At 39.0% G+C, this 24,597-nt stretch carries 19 protein-coding genes and 1 tRNA gene; 12 read left to right on the top strand and 8 right to left on the bottom strand.

Annotated features, from left to right (window positions below; translation table 11 throughout):
- Positions 1 to 209: 209 nt before the first annotated feature.
- Entirely contained in the window at positions 210 to 1,367 is a 1,158-nt protein-coding gene (locus J0654_RS15600) for a hypothetical protein (RefSeq protein WP_207030048.1), read from the bottom strand.
- A gap of 214 nt (positions 1,368 to 1,581) precedes the next feature.
- Here J0654_RS15600 and J0654_RS15595 point away from each other — a divergent pair, with 214 nt between their 5' ends.
- Genes J0654_RS15595 through J0654_RS15565 form a run of 7 tightly spaced genes read left to right on the top strand, consistent with a single transcriptional unit; the run spans position 1,582 to position 13,812 of the window.
- Entirely contained in the window at positions 1,582 to 4,659 is a 3,078-nt protein-coding gene (locus J0654_RS15595; protein ID WP_207030047.1) for a type I restriction endonuclease subunit R, read from the top strand.
- Entirely contained in the window at positions 4,656 to 6,287 is a 1,632-nt protein-coding gene (locus tag J0654_RS15590; RefSeq protein WP_207030046.1) for an HsdM family class I SAM-dependent methyltransferase, read from the top strand. Before J0654_RS15595 ends, J0654_RS15590 begins: the two co-directional genes overlap by 4 nt.
- Positions 6,280 to 7,620: a restriction endonuclease subunit S gene (locus J0654_RS15585; protein WP_207030045.1), complete on the top strand. Its 1,341-nt coding sequence runs from the start codon at positions 6,280 to 6,282 to the stop codon at positions 7,618 to 7,620. The genes J0654_RS15590 and J0654_RS15585 overlap by 8 nt, the downstream gene beginning before the upstream one ends.
- A complete protein-coding gene (locus tag J0654_RS15580; protein WP_207030044.1) occupies positions 7,617 to 9,614 on the top strand; it encodes an AAA family ATPase in 1,998 nt (665 codons plus the stop codon). Before J0654_RS15585 ends, J0654_RS15580 begins: the two co-directional genes overlap by 4 nt.
- Entirely contained in the window at positions 9,595 to 10,485 is an 891-nt protein-coding gene (locus J0654_RS15575; RefSeq protein WP_207030043.1) for an HNH endonuclease, read from the top strand. Before J0654_RS15580 ends, J0654_RS15575 begins: the two co-directional genes overlap by 20 nt.
- On the top strand, positions 10,482 to 12,599 hold the full coding sequence (locus J0654_RS15570) for an AAA family ATPase (RefSeq protein ID WP_207030042.1): 2,118 nt from the start codon (positions 10,482 to 10,484) through the stop codon (positions 12,597 to 12,599). Before J0654_RS15575 ends, J0654_RS15570 begins: the two co-directional genes overlap by 4 nt.
- Entirely contained in the window at positions 12,592 to 13,812 is a 1,221-nt protein-coding gene (locus J0654_RS15565) for an McrC family protein (RefSeq protein ID WP_207030041.1), read from the top strand. The genes J0654_RS15570 and J0654_RS15565 overlap by 8 nt, the downstream gene beginning before the upstream one ends.
- 535 nt (positions 13,813 to 14,347) lie before the next feature.
- Here the strand turns inward: J0654_RS15565 and J0654_RS15560 are convergent.
- Genes J0654_RS15560 through J0654_RS15545 form a run of 4 tightly spaced genes read right to left on the bottom strand, consistent with a single transcriptional unit; the run spans position 14,348 to position 16,613 of the window.
- Positions 14,348 to 14,695, bottom strand: coding sequence for a hypothetical protein (locus J0654_RS15560; protein ID WP_207030040.1), 348 nt, complete (start codon positions 14,693 to 14,695; stop codon positions 14,348 to 14,350).
- Positions 14,696 to 14,699: 4 nt separating this feature from the next.
- Positions 14,700 to 15,050 (bottom strand): hypothetical protein, encoded by a 351-nt coding sequence (locus J0654_RS15555; RefSeq protein ID WP_207030039.1) that lies wholly within the window; start codon positions 15,048 to 15,050, stop codon positions 14,700 to 14,702.
- Positions 15,051 to 15,079: 29 nt separating this feature from the next.
- Positions 15,080 to 15,424 (bottom strand): hypothetical protein, encoded by a 345-nt coding sequence (locus tag J0654_RS15550; RefSeq protein ID WP_207030038.1) that lies wholly within the window; start codon positions 15,422 to 15,424, stop codon positions 15,080 to 15,082.
- 10 nt (positions 15,425 to 15,434) lie between these two features.
- Entirely contained in the window at positions 15,435 to 16,613 is a 1,179-nt protein-coding gene (locus tag J0654_RS15545; RefSeq protein WP_207030037.1) for a hypothetical protein, read from the bottom strand.
- A gap of 153 nt (positions 16,614 to 16,766) precedes the next feature.
- Here J0654_RS15545 and J0654_RS15540 point away from each other — a divergent pair, with 153 nt between their 5' ends.
- Together J0654_RS15540 and J0654_RS15535 are read left to right on the top strand one after the other, a co-directional pair.
- Entirely contained in the window at positions 16,767 to 16,982 is a 216-nt protein-coding gene (locus tag J0654_RS15540; RefSeq protein ID WP_127139958.1) for a helix-turn-helix domain-containing protein, read from the top strand.
- A gap of 138 nt (positions 16,983 to 17,120) precedes the next feature.
- On the top strand, positions 17,121 to 17,690 hold the full coding sequence (locus tag J0654_RS15535) for a hypothetical protein (RefSeq protein WP_207030036.1): 570 nt from the start codon (positions 17,121 to 17,123) through the stop codon (positions 17,688 to 17,690).
- Between the two features lie 217 nt (positions 17,691 to 17,907).
- Here J0654_RS15535 and J0654_RS15530 read toward each other — a convergent pair.
- A tRNA-Met gene (locus J0654_RS15530) sits at positions 17,908 to 17,980 on the bottom strand.
- 112 nt (positions 17,981 to 18,092) lie between these two features.
- Between J0654_RS15530 and J0654_RS15525 the strand changes: the two genes are divergently transcribed.
- The gene (locus J0654_RS15525) at positions 18,093 to 19,457 is read left to right on the top strand and encodes an alanine/glycine:cation symporter family protein (RefSeq protein WP_207030035.1); all 1,365 of its coding nucleotides are present in this window, start codon (positions 18,093 to 18,095) and stop codon (positions 19,455 to 19,457) included.
- Positions 19,447 to 20,328, top strand: coding sequence for a GTPase Era (gene era, locus J0654_RS15520; RefSeq protein ID WP_207030228.1), 882 nt, complete (start codon positions 19,447 to 19,449; stop codon positions 20,326 to 20,328). The genes J0654_RS15525 and era overlap by 11 nt, the downstream gene beginning before the upstream one ends.
- Here the strand turns inward: era and J0654_RS15515 are convergent.
- Positions 20,325 to 20,840 (bottom strand): GTP-binding protein, encoded by a 516-nt coding sequence (locus tag J0654_RS15515; RefSeq protein ID WP_207030034.1) that lies wholly within the window; start codon positions 20,838 to 20,840, stop codon positions 20,325 to 20,327. The two genes, era and J0654_RS15515, sit on opposite strands and share 4 nt — an antisense overlap.
- Positions 20,841 to 20,916: 76 nt before the next feature.
- Between J0654_RS15515 and der the strand changes: the two genes are divergently transcribed.
- Positions 20,917 to 22,218, top strand: a complete 1,302-nt coding sequence (gene der / locus J0654_RS15510) for a ribosome biogenesis GTPase Der (protein WP_207030033.1) — start codon at positions 20,917 to 20,919, stop codon at positions 22,216 to 22,218.
- On the opposite strand, the gene pbpC is transcribed toward der, so the two are convergent.
- Positions 22,219 to 24,591, bottom strand: a complete 2,373-nt coding sequence (gene pbpC / locus J0654_RS15505) for a penicillin-binding protein 1C (RefSeq protein WP_207030032.1) — start codon at positions 24,589 to 24,591, stop codon at positions 22,219 to 22,221.
- Between the last annotated feature and the right edge of the window lie 6 nt (positions 24,592 to 24,597).

Below are 24,597 nucleotides of genomic sequence, written 5' to 3'. Positions count from 1 at the left end.
AAGAAGAAGAGCAAGAGGGCAACACGGCAGGCCAATGTTGCTGGTTAGAATAAATAATAAATCGTTGTTATACAGGGATATAGAATTGAATTAGTAGCGCAAGAATATTTTCTTAAAGTGAAATTTGCGGCAAATGCCCCTGTAACCATTGTAAAAAGGCTTGAATTTGCGGCATACACATGGATTTCACATATGTTATTTTACCATGATTATGGGTAGAACCTTTTTAATCTTTCATGTTGGTTATCTTCCATTAGTGAATTTCTTTCAACACCTTCCAACAAAGGAACTTCCCTTTCAATCATAGGATCGAACCATTCGATCTTCTCATTCGCCCATTCCAACCAAAGCAATAAATCCTCTGTCAGCTCACCGTTGGATTCCTTATGGCTTTTGAATTCTTCGACATAACTTCTCAGCCTTACGGTCATCTCATGTCTTTTCATGTCCTTGAAAAGCGATTTTAGGGATTTTAGTTCTTTGTCCTTTCTATCTTGAAGTTCCTGTTTGATTTTTTGTTCTTCCTGAAATTTTTTGAGCCATTCCTCCCTTTCGATTCGTTCTTTTTTCAATTGCTTAGCCGTCAACTCCAGTTTGGTCAGTATTTTAGCGAGTTGTTCCTCCAAAAGTTCATTTTTACTGTCTGCCCAATCTTTTCTCAAGATGTAATCTGCTTCCATCTTTAACATTAAAATATCGCTTGCGTGGTATTCATAATTTGTCCACCTATCACTTTTGACCATGACTCGTTTTGATTTTTCGCGACAGCGTATGTTGATTTTTTCGTCAAACACAATGGCATAAGTACTATATCCATCTATTTCAATGTCATGACCTCTTTTCCTAAGCAATTTGATTAGGGCATTCATAAACCTCAGTGCCCTAGGAACCATTTTTTTTGAAACCTCAATGTTTAAATATCCTTTGGTTGTATGGATTATATCTTGATATTGATGGTTGGGTTGATAGTTTGAAGTTGCTAGGTCGGATTTTGCCTTTTGAACCAGAATATCGGGTTTGTACATTTTTGTTGGAACGGAAAGGGGTAGGGAGGGGTCGTTAACAATTTCGTTTTTTAAGGCACTGTACTTGCTATTGAAATGTGCTTTTTTATCATTTTTTCCTGTCCTCTCGTAAAGTTTGATGTCATCTAGTTTTTTCTCTGTTTTTTTCAAAGGGGTTCTGGCAACTTTTTTGCCAAATTTTACCTTTGACCAGTGTCCGGCCTTGGGAAGCGGTATTTCATGTTTGATGCAAATTTTTCTCAGGCCGTTGTCTGAAATGTTATATTGTTTGGCCAACTGTGTCAATGGGGTTGTCCATACCAGTTCATAAAGTTCTTTTCTTGATATCGTTTTAGACTTCATAATTTGAATGGTTTACTGATAGATTATCTAAAAAAGCTAGACCAAAATAAAGGCAAAACTCAAAACACAATGGATTTTAATCTGACTGAGCAACATAATTATCAGGAAAATTTTCTGTTGGAGATATCGAATTATCTTCGCGAGTTTTTAAATCCAAATGTAAATAGCTATTTTGCTGTAGTAATTTTCTCCCACATACTAACCAAACTAATTCATGACATTCAACGAAGATTCCAGAGTCAAATTACCGGCTATCTTACACCTCACCCAACTTGGCTACAAATACATTTCACTTAAGGAGCATCAATGGGACGAAAACACCAACGTTTTTGCAGATATTTTTAAGGAATCGGTTCACCAAATCAACCCCGAATTGTCTAAACAAGATATAGAGCGTTTATATCAAGAAATTAGTTTGGATTTAGAGAATGAGGACTTGGGAAAGGTGTTTTACGATAAACTTACCGAACGTTCCGGTGTCAGACTTATTGACTTTGAGGACTTCGAAAATGGGAATACTTTTCATGTGGTCACGGAACTCACCTATAAAAATGGAGAAGATGAATTCAGGCCCGACATTATTTGTTTGATCAATGGAATGCCCTTAGTTTTTATCGAAGTCAAGAAGCCAAATAACAGAAATGGGGTTATTGCGGAACGGGACAGAATCAATCGAAGGTTTCAAAACAAAAAATTCCGAAAATTTGTCAATCTTACCCAATTCATGATCTTTTCCAATAATATGGAATATGATGACAATGAAATTGAGCCTTGGCAAGGTGCTTTTTATGCATCTTCTTCCTATCAAAAACCCATATTCAATTATTTCAGGGAAGAGGAAGGCTTCAACTACACCCAATTGTTGCAACCTCTAGAACCTACGGTTGAAGAGTTTTTGCTCAAGGACACTAATTATATCAGTGTAAAGAACAACCCCGAATATCAAACCAATAAAAATCTTGACACTCCGACCAATCGTATTCTTTCTTCAATGCTGTCCAAAGAACGGCTACAATTTATCCTCCAGTATGCATTTGCCTACGTTAAGGAACATGATGGCCTCCAAAAACATATCATGCGCTATCCGCAGTTGTTTGCGACCAATGCCATTGAAGAAACCCTAGAAAAGGGCATTAAGAAAGGAATCATCTGGCATACACAAGGTTCCGGGAAAACGGCCTTGGCCTATTACAACACCCATTTTTTAACAGACTACTTTCAGAGGAAACATATTGTCCCCAAATTCTATTTCATTGTGGACCGTTTGGACTTACTGACCCAGGCCCGTGATGAATTTACCGCCAGGGGGTTAAAAGTGCATACCGTAAATTCCAGGGACGAGTTTGTGGCTGACCTCAAGAAGAACACCGCAGTTTATAATGACAAAGGCCAACGTGAAATCACTGTGGTAAACATCCATAAGTTCAAAGAGGATTCCAAAGTTAGCACCTCAACGGATTACAACACCAACATCCAACGTATCTACTTTTTGGATGAAGTGCATCGGAGCTACAACCCCGAAGGCAGTTTTTTGGCCAATCTCGAAGAGTCCGATCGTAATGCCATTAAAATAGGACTGACGGGAACTCCTTTAATCGGTGGAGATGTACGTTCCAAAGATTTGTTTGGGGATTACATCCATAAATATTACTACAACAAATCCATTGCAGATGGATATACCCTTAAACTGATTCGCGAGGAGATAGAAACCGAATATAAAATCAAGCTGAAGCAAATCCTGGATGATTTGGAAATCAAAAAGGGGGATGTGGAAAGAAAATATATTTATGCGCACCCCTCTTTTGTTGCCCCGATGTTGGAATACATCATCAACGATTTTCAAACTTTTAGACAGCTCAAAGATGATAGCTCCCTCGGTGCCATGGTCATTTGTGATAGTAGTGACCAAGCCGAAACGCTCTTCAACATTTTCAATGAAACCTATGCAGAGCAAGAGGCCGTAGTACCCGAATTAGGCCAAGCCGCTGAACCTGATTTGAAGTATCTTGCAAAACGCAAAGACGATTTCAAAGTCAAAAAAGCAGCCTTGATACTTTACGATGCTGGAAGCAAAAAAGAACTTGAAGCGTGGCGGGATGATTTTAAAGCAGGGAAGATTGACATTCTGTTCGTGTACAATATGCTGCTTACGGGATTTGATGCCAAACATTTAAAAAAGATATACTTAGGCCGTGTAATCAAAGCCCACAATTTATTACAAGCATTAACCCGGGTTAATCGGAGATATAAAGATTATCGCTTTGGCCATGTGGTTGACTTTGCTGACATTTCCAAGGAGTTCGACAAGACCAACCGTGCCTATTTTGATGAACTACAAGGCATTTTGGGAGATGAAATGGCCAGCTACTCCAATTTTTTGCTGTCCAACGAAGAGATTGAAGCCTCGATTCAGAATATAAAGGAGTCATTGGCGGATTACGACTTGCTGAATGCCGAAAACTTTACTTCCCAAATTTCCCAAATCAACAATCAAGATGAGGTACGCCGAATCAAAAAAGCCTTGGAAGAAGTACAGGCCCTGTACAGTCAGATACGATTGAAAGGAGAGTATGAACTCCTGGAACGGATGGACTTTAAAAAATTGAACCGATTGCGTATTGAAGCTACCAATCGGTTAAACCTCATCAATGCCAAGGAAGCTTTTGAAAACAATGAGGAAGTAGGCAACCTGCTCAATATGGCTTTGGAAGATGTTGTGTTTGGTTTTAAAAAAATAGGTGAAAGCGAATTGGTACTGGCAGGAGAGCTCAAGGATATGCTGAAAAAGACCCGGGAGGCCTTGGGAAGCAATTTTGACCCCAAAGACCCGGAATGGATTAGCCTGTATGAAGAATTACGCCGATTGTTTGACCATAAAAACTTGAGCGAAGTATCGCAAGCAGAGATGCAGCACAACATTGGTTCCTTGAAGGCCATCCACGAAAAGGTGCAAGAACTAAATCGCCGAAACGAACTGTTGCGGGACAAATACCAAGGCGACCCTAAATATGCACGGGTGCATAAACGCTTATTGGAAGCGGGAAAACCTTCCAAATTAAAAACGGTGATCATTGCGGCCCTACAAAAAATCAAGGAACAAACGGACTTGACTGTGCTTACCCGTAATGATAGTTTAAACAACGAGAGCTATTTTAGTAGTCAAGTGGCGCGATGGGTGTTCGCGGAATTTCAAAAATCCATGAACGCCCCTATGGATGTGGCCACTACCAAGTTTATCACACAAATTATAGTAGACGAATACCTTAACGAATATCACGGAAGAACTGCATGACGACGAACAATACATTAACGTTTACCACAAAGACCAAAGAGCTTATTGACGAACTCAAATCGGTATGTGCCAGCTACGGACTGGGCAACGATGGCAATGAGTTTAAAATTATAAGCCAAATATTTCTGTATAAATTTTTAAACGACCGCTTCGCCTACGAAATCAAGGAATTAAAGCCCGAATTGGCCGAGGCCGAGGATTGGGCGGAACAGTTGGCGCAATTGCCCGAAGAGGAATATGAAGTGTTGCGTTTCCAAATGAAGGCCTCCACCGCCTTTTTAAAACCGCACCAATTGATTGGTTATTTGTTCCAACGACAAAACGAACCTGATTTTGCCAAACTCTTGGATGACACTCTAATGGACATTGCCGTTAGCAACAACGAGCTGTTTGCGGTTAAGACCGAAGATGGGCAAAAAGTACCCCTATTTGACCGTATCACGGAGTTTGTTCGTAGTAAACGGGATGGCTTTGCCAAGGCCTTGCTGAACAAATTGGTGATTTTCAACTTTGAAAATATTATGGAGGAAGGTTTTGACTTCTTCTCTACCATTTTTGAATATTTGATCAAGGATTATAACAGTGACTCTGGAGGGAAATACGCAGAGTACTACACCCCCCATGCGGTTTCCAAAATCATAGCCAATATTTTGGTGCCCGAACCCGTGAGCAATGTCACCATTTATGATCCCAGTGCGGGTTCCGGAACGCTGTTGATGAACCTGGCCCATGCCATAGGCCCTGATAAATGTACCGTGTACTCCCAGGATATCTCGCAAAAATCTTCCAACCTATTGCGTTTGAACTTGGTACTGAACCAATTGGTGCACAGTATAGAAAATGTGATACAGGGGAACACTATGACAGACCCTTACCACAAAAAAGATGGTGACCTTCGAAAGTTTGATTATATCGTGAGCAACCCGCCCTTTAAACTGGATTTTAGTGATGATGTGGACACTTTGAACAAAAAGGAAAACAAAGACCGCTTTTTTGCAGGTGTACCCAATGTGCCAAAAAAGAAAAAGGAAAGTATGGCCATATACACCTTGTTTTTACAGCACATTATGTACAGCTTAAACGCTACAGGAAAAGCCGCTTGTGTTGTCCCCACCGGGTTTATTACCGCACAAAGTGGCATTGAAAAAAAAATACGCCAAAAACTGGTGGACCATAAAATGCTGGCAGGTGTGGTAAGTATGCCTTCCAATATTTTTGCGACCACAGGTACCAATGTCTCCATCGTGTTTTTGGATGCAGCCAATAAAGAGGATGTAGTTTTGATTGATGCCTCCAATTTGGGAACCACAGTAAAAGACGGTAAAAACCAGAAAACGTTATTAAGTGAATCGGAAGAAGACCGGATAATTGAAACCTTCACCCACAAAACCGAAGTAGAGGATTTCTCGGTAGTGGTAAAGTACGACGATATCAAAGCTAAAAACTACTCATTTAGTGCAGGACAATATTTTGAGATTAAAATTGAATATGTAGACATTACAGTAGAAGAGTTTGATAATAAAATCCAAGATTTTGAAAAAAATTTAAGAACACTGTTTGATGAAGGAAAAACATTAGAAAATGAGATAAACGAAAATCTTAAAAATTTAAACTTTCAAAATGTTTAGCTGGAAAAAAGATAAGTTAAAGAATTTATGTTCCAGAATAGGTGATGGTTTACACGGAACGCCTGAATATATTGAGGAAGGAACCGTATTTTTTGTTAACGGCAATAATCTCAAAAATGGACAAATAATTATAACACCAGACACAAAAATTGTTTCTGAAGAAACTCTTGAAAGTAATTACAGGGAGTTAAATGAGAATACTCTTTTGCTCTCAATTAATGGAACTTTAGGAAGTATGGCTTTTTATAAAAATGAAAAAGTTATGCTAGGAAAAAGTGCCGCTTATCTAAATTTCAAGTCTGGAATTAATCAGTTTTATTATTATTTCTTTCAGCTGAAAGGTGTGCAAGATTACTTTTATAATGTAGCAACAGGAAGCACCATTAAAAATTTAGGTCTAAAGTCAATTCAAAATTTTGAAGTTCCTGTTCCAGATGAAAATGAATGGCAACAAATCGCCAAAGTCTTATCCGATTTAGACGCCAAAATAGAAGTCAACAACAAAATCAACCAAGAATTAGAGGCACTCGCCAAAACCATTTACGACTATTGGTTTGTCCAGTTTGATTTTCCAGACCAAAACGGTAAACCCTATAAATCCTCTGGTGGTAAAATGGTGTATAACGAAGAGTTAAAAAGAGAGATTCCTGAGGGGTGGGAAGTTGAATTGATTTCTGATTGCTGTTCCATAATTGACTGTTTACATTCAAAAAAGCCAGACTATAATTTTGAAGATGAAAATTCATATCTGTTACAATTGGAAAATCTCAAGGATGATGGTTTAATTGATTTAATCAATAAATACTTTGTAAAAAAAGAGGACTATGATATTTGGACAAAACGAATAGAAGTAACAGATGGTGATATTGTAATAACAAACGCAGGAAGAGTTGGTGCAACTGCACAAATTCCAGAAAATGTTATCACTGGAATAGGAAGAAACATAACAGCAATAAGACCAAATACAATATTACCGACATACCTCTATTTGGCATTTCAAGGCGAAGATATGAGGCGACAAATCTTATGGAATACAGATTCTGGAGCATTTTTCAAAAGTTTAAATGTCAAAGGGATAAAATTACTCTATGTTTCAAGACCGAATAATGGGTTGGAGGAAAAGTTTGAAAATATCGTCTTACCAATGCGAAGAAAAAGAGAAAAACTTCAAGTTGAAAACCAAAAACTCGCCGAGCTACGCGATTGGTTATTGCCTATGTTGATGAATGGGCAGGTGACTGTAAGGAGTCCCGAAGAAGTTCGGGATCAAGGCGAGGCGAAGGCGCAGTTGGGGATGGTTGCGGAGGAGAATGGTAAATATGGTGAGGGATGAGGTTAGCAGCTATATTCTTAGACTTTCATGATTATCTGTTTGATAAATCACAATTTATAAATCTAGGTGGTAAGTATATTTACGAGTTTGTAAAGAAAGATGAGGCCGTTCATGTTTCTAGACAAAAAAATGCAGAATACATAGATTCATTTTTCGATATCACAAACTTAGATTGCCGCCTTTTAAGTATAAATGCAGTTGTCGGGCAGAATGGTGCAGGTAAGTCATCACTTCTCGATTCCATCCGTAGTTTGTTCGTAAGAAATCCAAACGCTCTACCATCAAACAACACCTATTTATTTTTTGAAACAGAGAATGAGAAAGAACTAAAGTTCATTAGTTCAATTTACGATGTTGGCAACATGACTTCATTGAATTTTAAATCATCAAATGATGATTTTGCAATAGATGAAAATCGGTCAAACAGTTTATGTCAGACCATTTATTATTCACCTCATTTCGATTTTAAGTTTAATCCGAATTTTGATGAAGTTGATAATAATGATATTTCATTTGACCAAATCCTTGAAGAAGATCTTGCGGATTTGCAAAACAAAAATAGTGTTTCTGTAAGTCAAGAATTGGTTTTTAAAAATAGCATACGACAAATACTCTTTTCAAATTCTAAGATTGTTCAAGAGCAAAATATTTTTAAAGACTTATTCAATTTTCCAAATCATGGGGACGCAAGACTAACTGTAAGGGGGCATAAACAACAAAATGAAAGAAATATACCTACTGCTTTCAGGCCAAGTTTAAAAATTGTAAAGGATAAACTTAAAAGAGAGTTAGATGAATGGGACAGAATTAGAAAATTTGATAGTCCAGGTCGGGTCTCTAACCAAATTGATGTAAATAAATATCTTTTAAAAAGATATATTCTAAGAGATTTATTATCAGTCATAGAAAGGCAGATGGAAAAGGATAATACCTACCTGTATGAGGGGTCTTTTGAAAATAGATATTTTTTAAGAGATAGTAATAGATTAAATGCGTATGATTCTTTTTTGTTGTTTATTCAAAACTGTTTTTTAGACTTTGACAAAGGAAAAAGTCCTGTTTTTAATATAAAAACAATCCAAGAGCTGCTGGAAAAACTGTACTCTGCAATTGATGCAATTGAGGACTTAAACAAAGTAACTAATAATGTTTTTATTATAAATAGTAATCAGGCAATTGAAATATTACAACTTCAAAATCAATTCTTAAATAACATAATCAACTATTATCCAAGCCATAAGCCTAAAAACGAGGAAAGGGTAATTGATAAAAGCAATCTCATTGATGGGTTCATATTTTATATGCCTTCTAAAAGAAAGTTAAGTTCAGGTGAAAATGCCTTTCTCAACTTATTTTCAAGATTGTACGATTTCTTAAACACGAAGCTGTCCTCGGACATACAAGTTTATGAGCAGGTAAATAACTACATTTTGTTACTAGACGAAGCAGATCTTGGTTTTCATCCTGTTTGGAAAAGGAAATATGTCAATACTCTCGTAAAAACTATTCCTTATTTTTTTAATCATCTTGATAAAAAGCCAAATATTCAGATAATATTTACAACTCATGACCCTTTAACTTTGTCCGATTTACCAAATAAGAACATTGTGTATCTGTTGAGAGATAACTCTAAAATGGAAACTAAATTTCTCAAATACGAACATGTTGATAGACCTACAAAATCATTTGCTGCTAACATTACGGATTTATTAGCTGATTCTTTTTTTGTTGAAGATGGATTAATTGGTGATTTTGCCAAAAATAAAATAGAAGAAGTTATTAGTTGGTTAAGTTCTGAAACTGTTGAAGGACAAGAACTGAATGATGATAGAGAAAATTATAAAAATATAATAGAGATAATTGATGAGCCTATTTTAAAAACCAAACTATTAGAAATGTATGGTGAAAAAACGGGAGAGAATGTACGAGATCAAATATTGGATGAACAGATTGCCTATTTAAATAGTTTAAAAAGTGATAAACATAAACAATAAAGAAGCTTCCAAAGCAAAAATTATTCATTTAGTCGAACTCAGAAATAAAGTTCTTAAATCTCAACATATTAACAGCTTGCCTTCTTATCTCGTAAATTTCATCAAGGATAATATAGATGATATATTACAGGGTAACCCAGAAGAATTGGCTACATTGAACACCAATTATTATCGTATTCAAAAGTCAAGAAATAGACGCAAATATGATACAACAATTAGGAAAATATTTTCATATAAGAATTTTAGCAAGAATAAAAAGGAATACAACCTTAACGATTTATCTAATAACGTTTCAATTAAATATTGTCCTTACTGTAATAGACAATCTACAGTAAACGTTCGATTTAACTCCATAAAACCAGATTTTGATCACTTCTTTCCTCAATCAAAATATCCAATACTCGGGTTATCGTTTTATAACCTAATACCATCTTGTACAATCTGCAATAGCAGATTTAAACTCTCCAAAACACTACGATTAAAATATTACCCACATCCTTATTTGGATAATATATTAGATGACTTTAGATTTTCTTACAAATACGATATAAATTCAAAAAATACCATTTCCATCGTTTTAGATAAAAAAACTCCGATACCGAAGAAAGTATCAAAATTTATGGAGCTCTTTAAAATAATAGAAATTTACAATGCTCATAATGATGAAGTTTTTGATTTAATCAAATTAAAACAAATTTATACGGACAGGTATTTAAAAATATTATCGGCCCAGACATATGCCGGTTTAAGAGTTTCTCAAAAGGAATTGTACAGATTAGCTTTTGGAGTTTATTATGATAGTGCCGATTTTAGCAATAGGCCATTTAGCAAACTTAAAAAAGATATTCTCGAAGAATTAAATATGATATGACCTTCCACGAAACCATACTTGCCAAACTTTTAACGTATCGCGAATCGCATCCCGACTTCAATTTTTTAATGCGTCAGCGTACTGGAGCTGGACAACGATTTGAAAGCGGTCATTGGTTTCAAGGCAACGAAGAATATGCTTTTGTTGGATTGATAAATGCCAGTGGCGGAATTACCAAAACACGAAGTGTAGGATTCTCATTATCTCCAAAAGAGGATGGTTTTGATTGTAGGTTACATGTTAGATTCACCAATGAAAAGCGAAGTGAATTAATAAGCGCCTATGAAGAAGTTGTCTCAAAAATTGGAGGTTTTATAGAAAAGGGTAACAAACGTTTTGACAAAAACCTGGGAAAAATCACCAAAGATTTATCAGAGCTTTTTGATTTCATTGATCAAAACTATCAATCAATCATATCAATCTTTAAAAAGCATAATTGTGAAGATGTTTTGGTAACCGACACAAAGTTTGATGCAATGTTGAAAAATCTAAATGAATACAGACTTTCTGATGATTCGATTAAATCCAATTCTGATAATCAGTCAACTATCGAAGCAAGGGTTATTTATGCTTATCTCAAAAAAGCCTTAAGTCATAGGGAAATACAGAAGAGTATTCTGGGAGAAGATGCACCTGCTAGAGGGGGTGGATTCTTGACCATGCAGATTTTACATAAATATGAAATACAAGGGAACAAAAAGGGAGTATTATCCAGAGTGCCTTTCAATGAAGAATACCAAAATGCTAAAGGGAAATATCTCGAAGCATTGATACTTTTAAAAAATCACTATTCCGAATTTACAGACGAAACTAAAAATATAAGAAAAATGGACCAGCCATTAAATGTTATTCTTTACGGTCCTCCAGGAACTGGAAAAACCTTTAAGTTGAAAGAAAAATATTTTCAACAGTTCACCCTGAGTGAAACCTCACTTTCCAAGGAACAGTTCATAATCAATTTGGTTTCCGATTTAACCTGGTGGCAAACCTTTGCCATTGCTTTATATCAAATGGGAACAGCAAGTGTGGACCAACTATTGAAACATGAGATTGTAAAGGCCAAAGCCAGTTTATCCAAAGCAAAGAATATTCGTCCCATAGCATGGAGCAGAATGCAGGCTCACACGGTACCCTATTGTCCTAACGTAAATGTTTCCGATAGCAGTGAACCGCCGCTCTTTTATAAAGAAAAGGATTCCCAATGGAGAGTTGTAAAAGAGGATGTAGAGCAACTATATCCAGAAGGAATTGAAATACTGGAGCAAATACTTAATTTTCAGCCAAGCCAAGATAAAATGGTCAAGAACTATGAGTTTGTCACTTTTCATCAATCCTATGGGTATGAAGATTTTGTGGAAGGAATCAAACCAAAGTTGGAAGATGAAAGTACAAAGCTCGAATATGAAATTACCGAGGGAATTTTCAAAAAATTGTGCAATCGTGCAGAGAAGGATTTGGATAACAACTACGCCATTTTTATTGATGAAATCAACCGAGGGAATGTTTCAGCCATCTTCGGGGAACTTATTACGCTAATTGAACCCGATAAAAGACTGGGCGAATCACAAGAATTAAAAGTGAAGCTGCCCTACTCCAAAATGGAATTCGGCGTCCCTCCCAACGTATATATCATTGGCACCATGAATACGGCTGATAGAAGTGTGGAGGCTTTAGATACTGCATTAAGGCGACGCTTCGTGTTTGAAGAAGTTATGCCAGACCCAAAGCTATTATCCCATATAAAATTTAATGGGTTTAATCTGGAAGAAGTCCTAGACACCATAAATAAAAGAATTGAGGCACTGCTAGACCGTGACCATACCATTGGACACTCCTATTTCATTAAACTTCACAGTGGAGACACGGCTGGGCTTCTGAAGGTGTTTCAAAACAACATTATTCCACTGTTGCAAGAATATTTCTTTAATGACTATCAAAAGATTGCATTGGTACTTGGCCCTGGGTTTATTGAGGAAAAGGAACCAGAAAAATCACTTTTTCCAAGCTTTAACGATATTGACGAACCACAGTTGGAAGCAACCTATCAACTGATTCCATCCATTGAAGATATAGAGGAGGCTGTCTTAGCCTGTTTGGGTAAATCCAATGAATAGCCCAAGACAAAAGATATCCGTATTTGAACATCAAACCATAACTTATGGAAAGTCGTACTTTGGAGTAAAGTTTAAGGAAAGTCATTTCAATGCATTGGCCAAACTCAACGAGCTTCATGACAACAAATACTTCACATTAGTTCACAAGGGGGTTAAGTTTTCAAGTTATGTGGGGGTAATCCAAATTGGAGATTTAATACTTGAGGTGCTGCCGAAGATTGACCGTTCCGAAGAATCACCAGTCCTATGGAAGGATGTTTTGATAGAAATGCTACGGACGACCAGAAAACTGAAGGTCAACAATATTGGGAATGCATTTGTGGCCAAGCAGCACATCCATCTTCTTGATATATACTTTGAATGGTTTTTGAATGAAGTACAAGCGTTGATTCACCAAGGATTGATTAAAAAATATTACAAACAAACTTCCAATGTAAAAGCATTAAAAGGCAAATTGGAGTTTGCAAATCACATCCAAAAAAACCTGGTCCATAAAGAACGTTTTTATACTACGCATCAAATATATGGGACCAATCACCTCGAACATCAAATTTTAGGATTGGCATTAAAGATTATAGCGCAATTTTCCAATGGGACGTATCTCTACTCCAAATGCAAGACGGTACAATTGGATTTTCCAGAAGTAGACCTCGTAAAACCTCATCCGGGGCTTTTCTCAAAGCTCGTTTACAATCGGAAGAACAAAGCCTATAAAACAGCACTGGAAATTGCTAGAATCATCATATTAAATTTTGCTCCTAGTGTTTCATCCGGTAATGAGAAGATGCTGGCACTTTTATTTGACATGAATGACTTATGGGAGGAATATGTACTTATAAAATTGAAATCGTTGAAAATTGAGGGGCTTAAAGTTATTGGACAATCCTCCAAACGCTTTTGGCACAATGTCTCCATTCGTCCTGATATAATCATTCAAAAAAATGATGAGGTGTTTGTAATCGACACCAAATGGAAACATATTCAATCCAACAAACCCTCAACCCATGACCTAAGGCAAATGTTTGTTTATAATCGATATTGGGGTTCTTATAGGGCTTTGTTGCTGTACCCTTCCAACAGAACAGAAAAACCAAGCTTTATGCCTTTTGAAGAAGAACAGCAAGAATGCGCAGTTGGAAAAATCAACATAATTGAGAATGATAGCCTGAAAAGTAACTTGGGATTTGACATTATCAATTGGCTAACAAAATAAACTTAAATCCAATTTTAGAGGCTTTCATTTTTTCCCGCTTGCGGGACGAGAAATGTAAAGCAAGAGGATAGCACGCTGGCGCGGTGCTATTGATTCATTTTCCTTCGGAAAAGACCATTTTCAGTGTGTTTTTCGCAAATATAGATTATTTATAATTGAATCATTTTTCACGGAAAAGCACTCTCAGCCCAGCAAAATCAATAGATTTTTCACGGAAAAATTGTTTTTTGAAGTTTATTCAAGTACATCTATAGCAGAATATCTATGCGCAATTCATTTTAGCGGCCATTCTCCCATTTTTGGTGAAAAAATCCTCTCAGCCCAGTAAAATCAATGAATTTTTGATGAAAAAATGAATGTTAGGTTTATGGATCAAGTGTCGATTCGTCATCAATCTTTTTACCATCTGAAAATTAAGGATAAATGCTGTTTTTAGCTTAAAAACGCGTTTAGCCCAGTAAAATCAAAGAATTTTTAGCGTAAAAATCATAAAAACACCTGCCTTTTCGAGGAAAAATGCTTTTACATTCCTTAATCATTCCTCTTTTTGGTCTTTCTTTTCTTCCCTGTAAAATAGATTCAAATGGTCCATCAAAGCCTCTTCACCAACTGGCATCAACCGGTTGGCTATGGTCATCGCCTGATGGATAAATTCCTCTTCGTTCCTATCTATTACATCGTCAGAGCCAAGATCGGGATTTATAGCCCTCATGGAAAGGTATATCAATGCACGAACGGTCAATAACAAATCGGCATGACCATCAAGATAAAAGAAGGTGGGTTGGAACTTACCCTTGAAATATGGATGGGGGTCAAGGGTCGGAGTATGGTCATTTGAGTGTTGCCTCAAATCCTTTATTAGTTTTTCTTCGTTTGGTTTCATGTATTCATTGTTTGTTTTCCAGTTCCGATAATTTTTCTTCCAGTTTGTCCATAAAGTACATTTGACTCTCTGGCAGAATGCAAAGCACCAATTCCAATACCTGGATGACACTATCCTCCTTGGATGCGTTTTTATTCTTAGGAGACAGCATGATTCCATCTCCGTCTAAAGCGAATACACAGACTTCCAACAGACTGATGATCTGCATCAAAAGATGGTTGTTGTCCCTGACCTCGAAGCATACATGGTTTCCTTTGGGATCAATGGACTTTTGATTACCCAGCAGCCCGATTAGATTTGTTCTAAGGTCTTGGATTTCCTTTAAGGTTTTGAGTTGCTTCTTTTTCTGTTTCATTGTTGAAGTATTTGGGTTGACAATGATGTTTATTCCTTCAAAAGGAGTTTTTCAATTCGATCGTAACTGTCCAATTGGTCATCCGGGAGAATATCAATGACCAACTCCAGTATGGTAATCACTGCATCATCCTTGGATAGAAAGGGAAGTCTTGGGGAGTCCAGTTCGTTTTCATTGTCAATGGTGGACATGCACAGCCTTAACAGGCAAGAGATGACATAACGAAGCTCTGAATTGTTTTCCACCTTGAATACCACTTCTTGGGCCTGTGGTTTATCCTTCCCATGATATCTTCGTTTTCTGGGGTTCAACAAACCGATTACCTTGTCCAATAGTTCCTTATCGTTGCTTTGGCCTTCTTCGTTCTTTTCCATGGCTGCGTTGTTAAGTAGTGGTTTCTTTATCGGAAAGCATGAGTTTTCGCATTTCATCCAAATAAATGCCTTCTTCGAGGGGAACAAGATTCTTCGTGAATTCCAATACGGTCTTTACATCCTCTTTGACGTTTTTGATGTCCAAGGTCATATCACAATGCTCATCCAAGGCCAAAATACATACATTAAGGGTCGACCGTAGGGAGCAGAACAAGCTAAAGTGACTGTGCATATAGACATGGTTGAGGTAATACCCTTTTTTGGTCCACCGATTTGCAGGTCTCATCATTGCAAAGTTATCCTCGCCCAATTGTCTTATCGCATCCAATAGGTTGGGCTCTTCTCTGTTTTGGGTTTCAGGGGAAGTCTTTTTTCCATTTGTAACGATTGTCTTTAAAAGTTCAAGTTCCTCTTCGAACAATAGCCTGATCTCATCCAAAAAACATTCAAGCTTTTGTTCCAAAATGTCCAATTGATCCCGTTCAATATGGAAGGAGTTATCATACCTTGAACTGGAATAGGCCCTATCCAATCGTTCCAATAATTCCATCTCCGTATTGTCATCAAGCTTGAACATTCCCTTTGTTCGATGTATGCTCCTTTCCATGAACTTTTGATGAACCTCTATCTTATGGCAAATTTTGACCTTTCCGCAGAGAAAGCCCTCTAAGACCCGATACCCTAGTTCAAAGGCTTGATGGGCCATAAAGGCAGCTTGGGAAAGGTTGTTATCCGACATGAAGTACTTGAAACCCTTTTGAAAGGCCAAACAGCCTTTCAAGGATGCCCGAAAGTTACTTTGGAATTTCTCATTGGTTTGATTTTCAAAATAGATCCCAGGAAAGTTAATTTGCTGATTTCCAAATATGAGATGTTCCGTTCGACAATGGTTGATGAAATAGAGGTTGCCATTTGCCAATTCCGTTTTGGCATAAACAAGGGAAAAGACATTATGGAAGTCATCTTTATGATCGTGGAACAGCCCTTGGACAATCGGAAGAAACTTGTTGCTAATGTCACTTTTGGGTGCGTCAATAAGGATGTTCCATCGGTACCTAAAAGGATTTCTTTTGTCATGGCCCTTGTTCAGATAGACCTGTACGACACTTGGAATTACCTTGATGAGATCTGATAAAAGCCCTTGAATCCGAGGGTCTAGCTGTTTCTTTTTTTGCTTTAGGGAGTCCATATTTCGATGTTTTGAGGTGAATTTCAATCCAATTGTGTAGATATTCTATACTAATGTATAAAATAAATACTTATTTTCTGTACAGATTCAATAAAATTTTATATAGGTGTGCCTAAAATCTATCTTTATGTATCAAAATTTTACATCATTAAGATGACAGACCTAGGATTATATTTGGCCAAAAAGTCCATCAACAAAGCGGAAGTGGCGAGAAGGACCGGTATCAGTAAATCAAGGATTAGTCAATTAAGTTCCAACCCTACCACGAAACTACGAGCGGAGGAACTCTATCTTATATCATTGGCCATTGATGTAGACCCCTGTGAAGTAATGAAAGAATTGTATGGAGATGTGAAGCTTCCAAATTGACCTTTTGCCTCGCTCAGTAAATTAGTTATGGTAAGATTTGGGCTTGCAGCACTTCGCTATGCTTCGTTCGCCATTACTTGATTTTCATTTGAAAGCTGCTTTTGTAGGATATGTTAAAACAAGTACCAGGTTAATTAAATGGATTTTTCAGAGATAATTAAACAAATCATACAGTCTACCTCATTTAGAGAAGGGTTAGAAAGAATTAGTGATAACTATTCTAACTTAAAGCAGGAGAACCATATCCGGGATTTGATTTTGGAAGAACTTAACCAGAGATTTGAACAGACCTTTAAAGCATTTGCAGAACATCCAAGAATAAATAACACTAGGGTAGACCTGAGTATAATCAATCAAAAGGATACTTTGAATCCATTTAAAATTGAATTCAAATATCAGTTTAGCGGAGATTATAAGCAATTATCTGATTACCGATTTGTAATTAGAAGGGATTTTGAGGAGAGACAATCCGACTTGTTCATTCTTGTAATTTCCCATTGGGACCGTGAGAAAAAAAGAAGTTTTGATAATCTATGGGGGATTAAAACAGACCTATCTAAAAACATTGCTTCCCAATCAGACTGGAAGGATAATATCCTCAATAGTTTTCGAGGGTTTGAAAACACTGAACTTAAGACAATAGAAAAAATAGTAGTTCAGACTCCATTTAGAGCGGAATACTATTTTTATTTGTTAAGAAGAACTTAGAATTTGACAAACAATAGACAAGCCAACAATTTTTCTACGGCCAAACAAAGCCTATAAAAGATACTTTTATAGAAAAGTAACTATTCTTTGATATCAAATGAATTTAATCGTTAAGGACTTTAATTTTGATAAAAGAAGTTCAGTAATTCTGTACTTATTCTGTACTGAGGACAAAAAAGAAAGGCTCCCAATTTCTCGGAAGCCTTGCCTGCTCTAGTAGCGGGGACTGGACTCGAACCAGCGACCTTCGGGTTATGAGCCCGACGAGCTACCTACTGCTCTACCCCGCGATGTGGACGGCAAATATACAACCCTTTTCATATCATTTCCAAACTAAACGTAATATTCCTTTTCATTTGGGACTAAACCGAGCAAAATCCATAAATTCGGCATTTTGACTTTATGGACGCGATCAACGATTTTATATCCTCACTTTTGCCATATACGGAGTGGCCTATGTTCATTTTGCTTATTGGCGGCGGGCTTTTTTTAGCCTTCTATTCAAAATTTGCACCCTTTAGGCATTTTGGCCATGCAATAGCAGTGGTATCCGGTAAGTACGATGATAAAAACGCCAAAGGGGATGTAAGTTCGTTCCAGGCATTGTCCGCTGCGGTTGCTGCCACGGTGGGCTTGGGGAATATATCCGGGGTGGCCATTGCCATTCACGATGGAGGCCCTGGTGTGGTCTTCTGGATCTGGATGACCGCACTTTTGGGTATGGGCATCAAATATTATTCGGGCAGTTTGGCCATTATGTATCGAGGTACCGATTCCGATGGGCATATGCAGGGTGGCCCAATGTTCTATATCACTCAAGGGATGGGTAAATGGGCAAAACCCATGGCCATCTTTTTCAGTATTTGTGGGTTGTTCGGATTTTTGGGCGTCTTTACCGCCAATCAGTTTACCGAAGCTTTTATGGGCGTTGTGCAACCCCACGAAACTCTTTTGGCCACCAGCGAATACAATTGGAAACTAGGAATAGGCTTTTTTCTTGCCATTATCACCTCCATTGTCATTTTTGGCGGACTCACCAAGATAGCCAAAGTAGCTTCGGCAATAGTGCCTTTTATGGTGGGTATTTATCTTTTGGCGGTCGTTTTTGTAATGGCAAGTCACGCCGGGGAGGTTTGGCCCGCCCTAAAAATGATCCTGGTCGAAGCTTGGAATTTCGACTCTGCCGTTACGGGCGGATTCTGGGGTCTAGTTATCGTTGGGGTACGTAGGGCAATGTTCTCGAACGAAGCAGGTCTCGGTAGTGCGCCCATGTACCACGGGCAATCCCGTAACGACGAACCGGCAAAAGAAGGTCTCGTGGCCATGTTGGGTCCCTTTATCGATACCATATTAGTGTGTACCTTTACGGCGGTGGTCATTATTTTAAGCGGGGCCTATCTCGAGGATGGTAGTGGAATTACCATGACGATGACCGCTTTTGAGACCACGCTATATGGAATAGGAGATGTGCTTCTTATGGTCATTGTGGCCGCATTTGCCTTGTCGACCCTGTTTACGTATTCGTATTATGGCGTGAAGAGTTTGTCATTTTTGACCAACGCCAAAATTGGAAAATGGTACAATGTATTTTTTATAGTGATGATTGTTTTTGCGGCAATCGCATCTTTAAAATTGGTAAAAAACCTGATTGACCTATCCTATGCATTGATGGTCATTCCCAATATGATAGCTGTGTTGTATCTTTCACCAAAAGTGAACGCAGCATCCAAACAATATTTTGAAAAAAGAAAGAAAGGTGGCGCATAAATCAGGATTTGTAAATATTATCGGGAACCCAAATGTGGGCAAGTCCACATTGATGAATGCCTTCGTGGGCGAAAAACTGTCCATAATTACCTCCAAGGCACAGACCACCCGTCATCGTATTCTGGGGATAGTCAACGGAGATGATTTCCAAGTGATTTTGTCCGACACGCCTGGTATCATAAAACCCGCATACGAACTGCAAAGTTCCATGATGGATTTCGTGAAATCCGCTTTTGAGGATGCCGATGTGTTGCTCTATATGGTGGAAATAGGGGAGAAGGCCCTCAAGGATGAAGGCTTCTTTAAAAAAATACAGGACAGTAAAATACCGGTGTTATTGCTCCTCAACAAGATAGATACATCCGACCAGGAAAAGCTTGAAGAGCAAATGCAATATTGGCAGGAACAATTGCCCAATGCGGAGATCCATCCCATTTCCGCTCTGGAAAACTTTAACGTCACCGAAGTGTTCAACCGTATTTTGGAGCTATTGCCCGAAGGACCTCCATATTATCCAAAAGACCAAATGACGGACAAGCCTGAGCGCTTTTTCGTGAACGAGACCATCCGTGAAAAGATATTGCTCCATTATAAAAAGGAAATCCCTTATTCCGTTGAGGTGGAGACCGAGGAGTTTTTGGAAGACGAGGATATCATCAGGATCCGTTCTGTGATCATGGTGGAGCGCAATACCCAAAAGGGAATCATTATTGGGCATAAGGGCAGCGCGATTAAAAAAGTAGGTGTGGAAGCCAGAAAAGACCTTGAAAAATTCTTTGCCAAACAGGTCCATATCGAACTTTATGTAAAAGTAAACAAGAACTGGCGAAGCAATTCCCAACAGCTCAGGCGCTTTGGATACAATAGCTAGGCATCGTTGTTGATGCGTTCAAAGGGAGCAATGGTGTCCCGAACAAATTGTTTTAGCTGCTCCATTTGTCCTTTTCCTTTCGATTTTCCCATACGGCCAAAGGCGTAAAGTGCGAACCAAATAACCACTAAAAAGAACATGCCCACTAACCAAAGGGTAATGTCCTTGCCCAAGGAATAGTTGGAATAAGCAAAAATCCCAAGAATGATAAAAACCGTACCGACACCAAAATGCAGGAACATAAAAAAGGTCCAAAGGGTGGGATTGGGGCCAAAAACACCGCGAATATTGCTCACACCCTCCTCAAAAGAGGAGAGCTCCAGATGAAGTTGCGGCGTCCAAAAGGTAGTTTCAACCTTTTTGAACTTGACAAAAATGTGCTCGTCCAGTCTCTTTACCAAAAATGGATTCGCCGAGGCGTTATCAAAAATGGACTCCAATTGTTCTAAATTTGCCTTCAGGGAGACACGAAAACGGGGCCGTAAAACTATCTCGTTGGTCAAGTCGCTCATAATCATTTGAAAATGATGAAAAAAGGTATCATTTTTTCTTCATAATAAATGGTATTTTTGCCAAAAAATAAACCTAATGGGAGCTATCGTAGCCATTGTAGGAAGACCCAATGTTGGGAAGTCCACTTTTTTTAACCGACTCATTCAGCGCCGTGAAGCGATTGTCGATGCTGTAAGTGGTGTTACACGGGACCGTCATTACGGCAAAAGTGATTGGAACGGCAAAGAGTTTTCTTTGATTGATACCGGTGGTTACGTGGTAGGTAGCGACGACGTGTTTGAAAAAGAGATTGACAAACAAGTTGAACTGGCCATTGATGAGGCGGATGCCATCATTTTTATGGTGGATGTGGAGTCGGGAGTAACAGGGATGGACGAAGATGTCGCCAAGCTCCTGCGAAGGGCGGATAAGCCTACTTTTTTAGCTGTCAATAAAGTGGACAATAACAAACGATTGGCCGATGCCGTAGAGTTTTATTCTTTGGGATTGGGTGAATACTATACCATATCCAGTATCAATGGTAGCGGTACGGGAGACTTATTGGATGCCCTTGTGGAAGTGCTTCCCGACGAAGTGGAAGAAGAAAGTGAGTTGCCTAGGTTCGCTGTTGTGGGAAGGCCAAATGCTGGAAAATCATCCTTTATCAATGCATTGATAGGAGAGGATAGGTACATTGTAACCGATATAGCTGGAACTACGCGCGATAGTATCGATACCAAATATAACAGGTTTGGATTCGAGTTCAATTTGGTGGATACTGCGGGTATACGCAGAAAATCCAAAGTAAAGGAAGACCTGGAGTTTTACTCCGTAATGCGTTCCGTTCGTGCCATAGAACATTGTGATGTATGTATTTTGATGTTGGATGCCACCAGAGGTTTTGATGGACAGGTACAGAACATATTTTGGCTCGCGCAGCGAAACAATAAGGGCATAGTGATCTTGGTGAATAAATGGGATTTGGTGGAAAAAGAGACCAATTCGGTAAAAGAGTACACCAAAGGGATTAAAGAGGTGATCTCCCCTTTTGAAGATGTACCGATTTTGTTTATTTCAGTTTTGAACAAACAGCGTATTTACAAGGCTATCGAAACGGCCGTAGAAGTCTATAATAACCGTTCAAGGCGCATCCCGACACGCAAGTTGAACGATATCATGCTTCCCATCATTGAAAAAACACCGCCACCATCCACCAAAGGGAAGTATGTAAAGATCAAGTTCTGCACCCAATTGCCCACACCATATCCGCAGTTTGCCTTTTTCTGCAACTTGCCCCAATATGTGAAGGATCCTTACAAACGGTTTTTGGAGAATAAGATCAGGCAGAATTTTGATTTTACAGGAGTTCCGATGACCATTTTTATGCGAAAAAAATAATCATTCGCCCGAAGCCAATCGAACTTGAATATTTTGTTGAATCCGGTTGCCCTGATCATCTACGGCTGTGAGCATATATTCCCCAGGTTCGATGGGTAGCATCAGCTCGTGAAAATTCTCGGTCTTGCCCAAAAAAGTTTCATCCAAATACCAATAAATGATGGCGCCGGATTGCTGGTGCGCCAGTTTTAGAATGATTTCCGATGTTTTGGTGCCCAAATCCTTCGGAAGTAGCACGACTTCGTTTTTCTTCGGGTAGATGAATTCCATCAAATTGTTTTCCAAAGTGGAACAACCTTCCAAATAGGGTGGTAGAGGTTTATAGTTTGGATTTGAAGAAGCATAATAATATTCCAGAATAGGGGGGAGCACCAACCAGTTTTTGGCTACCATATCTTCCAAAGGATAGCACGCTGAATTTACTCTATACTGTTCAGAGGCATCCAAGAATACCTGTCGATGATAGGGGCACGGCCCACTTCGTGTCCCATGTGTGGGGACCCATTCTTTTTTGATGTCATCACAATAAACCGAAGCACGAAACCCACTTTGGGCACAAACTTCCAACTCAACAAGGTCGTCAAAAGGTTCTTGGAACCAACCGCTTTGTGGTAGTGCATCCAGCACATCAAAAAGCAAGGGTGCGGCAGCCGTGATTCCCGTAAGTCCAGGCCTGCCTTCACCATCGGCATTGCCCGCCCATACCCCAATGGCGTATTTTGGCGTGACCCCCACGGCCCATGCATCTTTAAATCCGAAACTTGTCCCGGTTTTCCAGGCAATGGGTTGGGAAGAATCAAAAAACTGCCAATTTTCGTCGCCTTCAGGTCGGTTGACCTCGTACATGGACTGAAAAGTATTGTAGATGGCCCCTGCACCGAAAACCAAAGGGTCAAATTGTTCCTTGCCAAAATCCTTGGTCTCATTTTGTAAATAGGTAGCCTCGGTAAATTCTTGGTTTCTATACGTGCTGGAATGTGTCAAAAAATAATTCAGACTGGAGGCCATCGCGGCATACGTTGAGGTTACTTCCCATAGGGAACTTTCCGCACCACCGAGAATCAACGAGAGTCCATAGTAGGATGATGGTTTGTCCAAAGATTCCATTTTCATTTTGTGAAGCTTGTTGTAAAACTTTTGAAGCCCGTATTCACGTAACAAGAGGACAGCGGGCACGTTCAGTGAACGGGATAGTGCTTTGCTTGCAGGTACCGCCCCAACATGGCTCAAATCAAAGTTTTTGGGATTATATCCGTTGATCACCGTTGGGACATCTTCCACCAGACTGTTCGGTAACAATTGACCTTCATCCAACAAGGAAGCGAATAAAAAGGGTTTTAACGTACTGCCCGTACTTCTTTTTTTTGTGATGATGTCCACATAGTTGGCGTGTGTCTCTTCCGAAGGCGAATTCCCCACATACCCGAGCACTTTACGGGTTTCTACATCCATTACCAAAATGGCCAAATTGTGTATCTCATTGCTTTGCAATTGGCGATAATGCCGTTCTGCCAAAAGATTCAACCGTTGTTGCAATGGTCGTTGCAGCGAAGTGGTGACACGTTTACCGGGATGCTCGTTTCTGATACGTTCGGTAAGATGGGGCGCCATATCGGGCAAAGGAAAAGGTTTTTGAGGTAGAGGTTCGGCTACCGCCAATTCGTAGGTAGTCTCATCAATGACTTCTTTTTCCCATAGCTTCTTCAACAATCGGTTGCGCTTTTCCAAAAAGGCCTGTTCGTTTCTACCGGGGAAAATCAGGGCAGGTGCATTGGGCAAAACGGCCAAAGCGGCGGATTGTCCCCAGCTCAATTCATGTGCTGGAATCCTAAAATAGCGCCAAGCTGCTGTCTCCAATCCTACGACATTACCGCCATAAGGTGTGTGGGATGCGTATAGCTTCAAAATTTCTTCTTTGGAGTAGCGTAGTTCCAGCCGGGTCGCCATAAACACTTCGATGAGTTTCTCCCAATACGTCCGGCTTTGGTTTTTTCTACTCAATCGTATCACTTGCTGGGTGATGGTACTGCCGCCCCTTCTCGTTTCTTTGGTAAGATTATGCCCGATAGCCTTAAGGATGGAAATCGGATTAAACCCTGGATGCCGATAAAAATACTCATCCTCAAAAAGTAGGATACTCTGCTTAAAGCGTTCGGGAACAGCGTCCATTTTAGGAAATCGCCATTGGCCATCGTCGGCAATTCGTGCCCCGATGAGCGAGCCCTCGGAGCTTTCAACGACAGTGGATGTTGGGTCTTCGAACAGATTATTGGGTAGGCAAAACAACCATAAAATCAAAACGATGGAAAATACACCGAACTTGATCTTATGGTTGACCAATATTCTCTTTACTGGCGATAAAAATTCACTCATTCAACA

The organism is Flagellimonas profundi, from assembly GCF_017313275.1.
Taxonomy (GTDB): domain Bacteria; phylum Bacteroidota; class Bacteroidia; order Flavobacteriales; family Flavobacteriaceae; genus Flagellimonas; species Flagellimonas profundi.
This window is presented reverse-complemented; position numbering and strand designations above follow the sequence as displayed.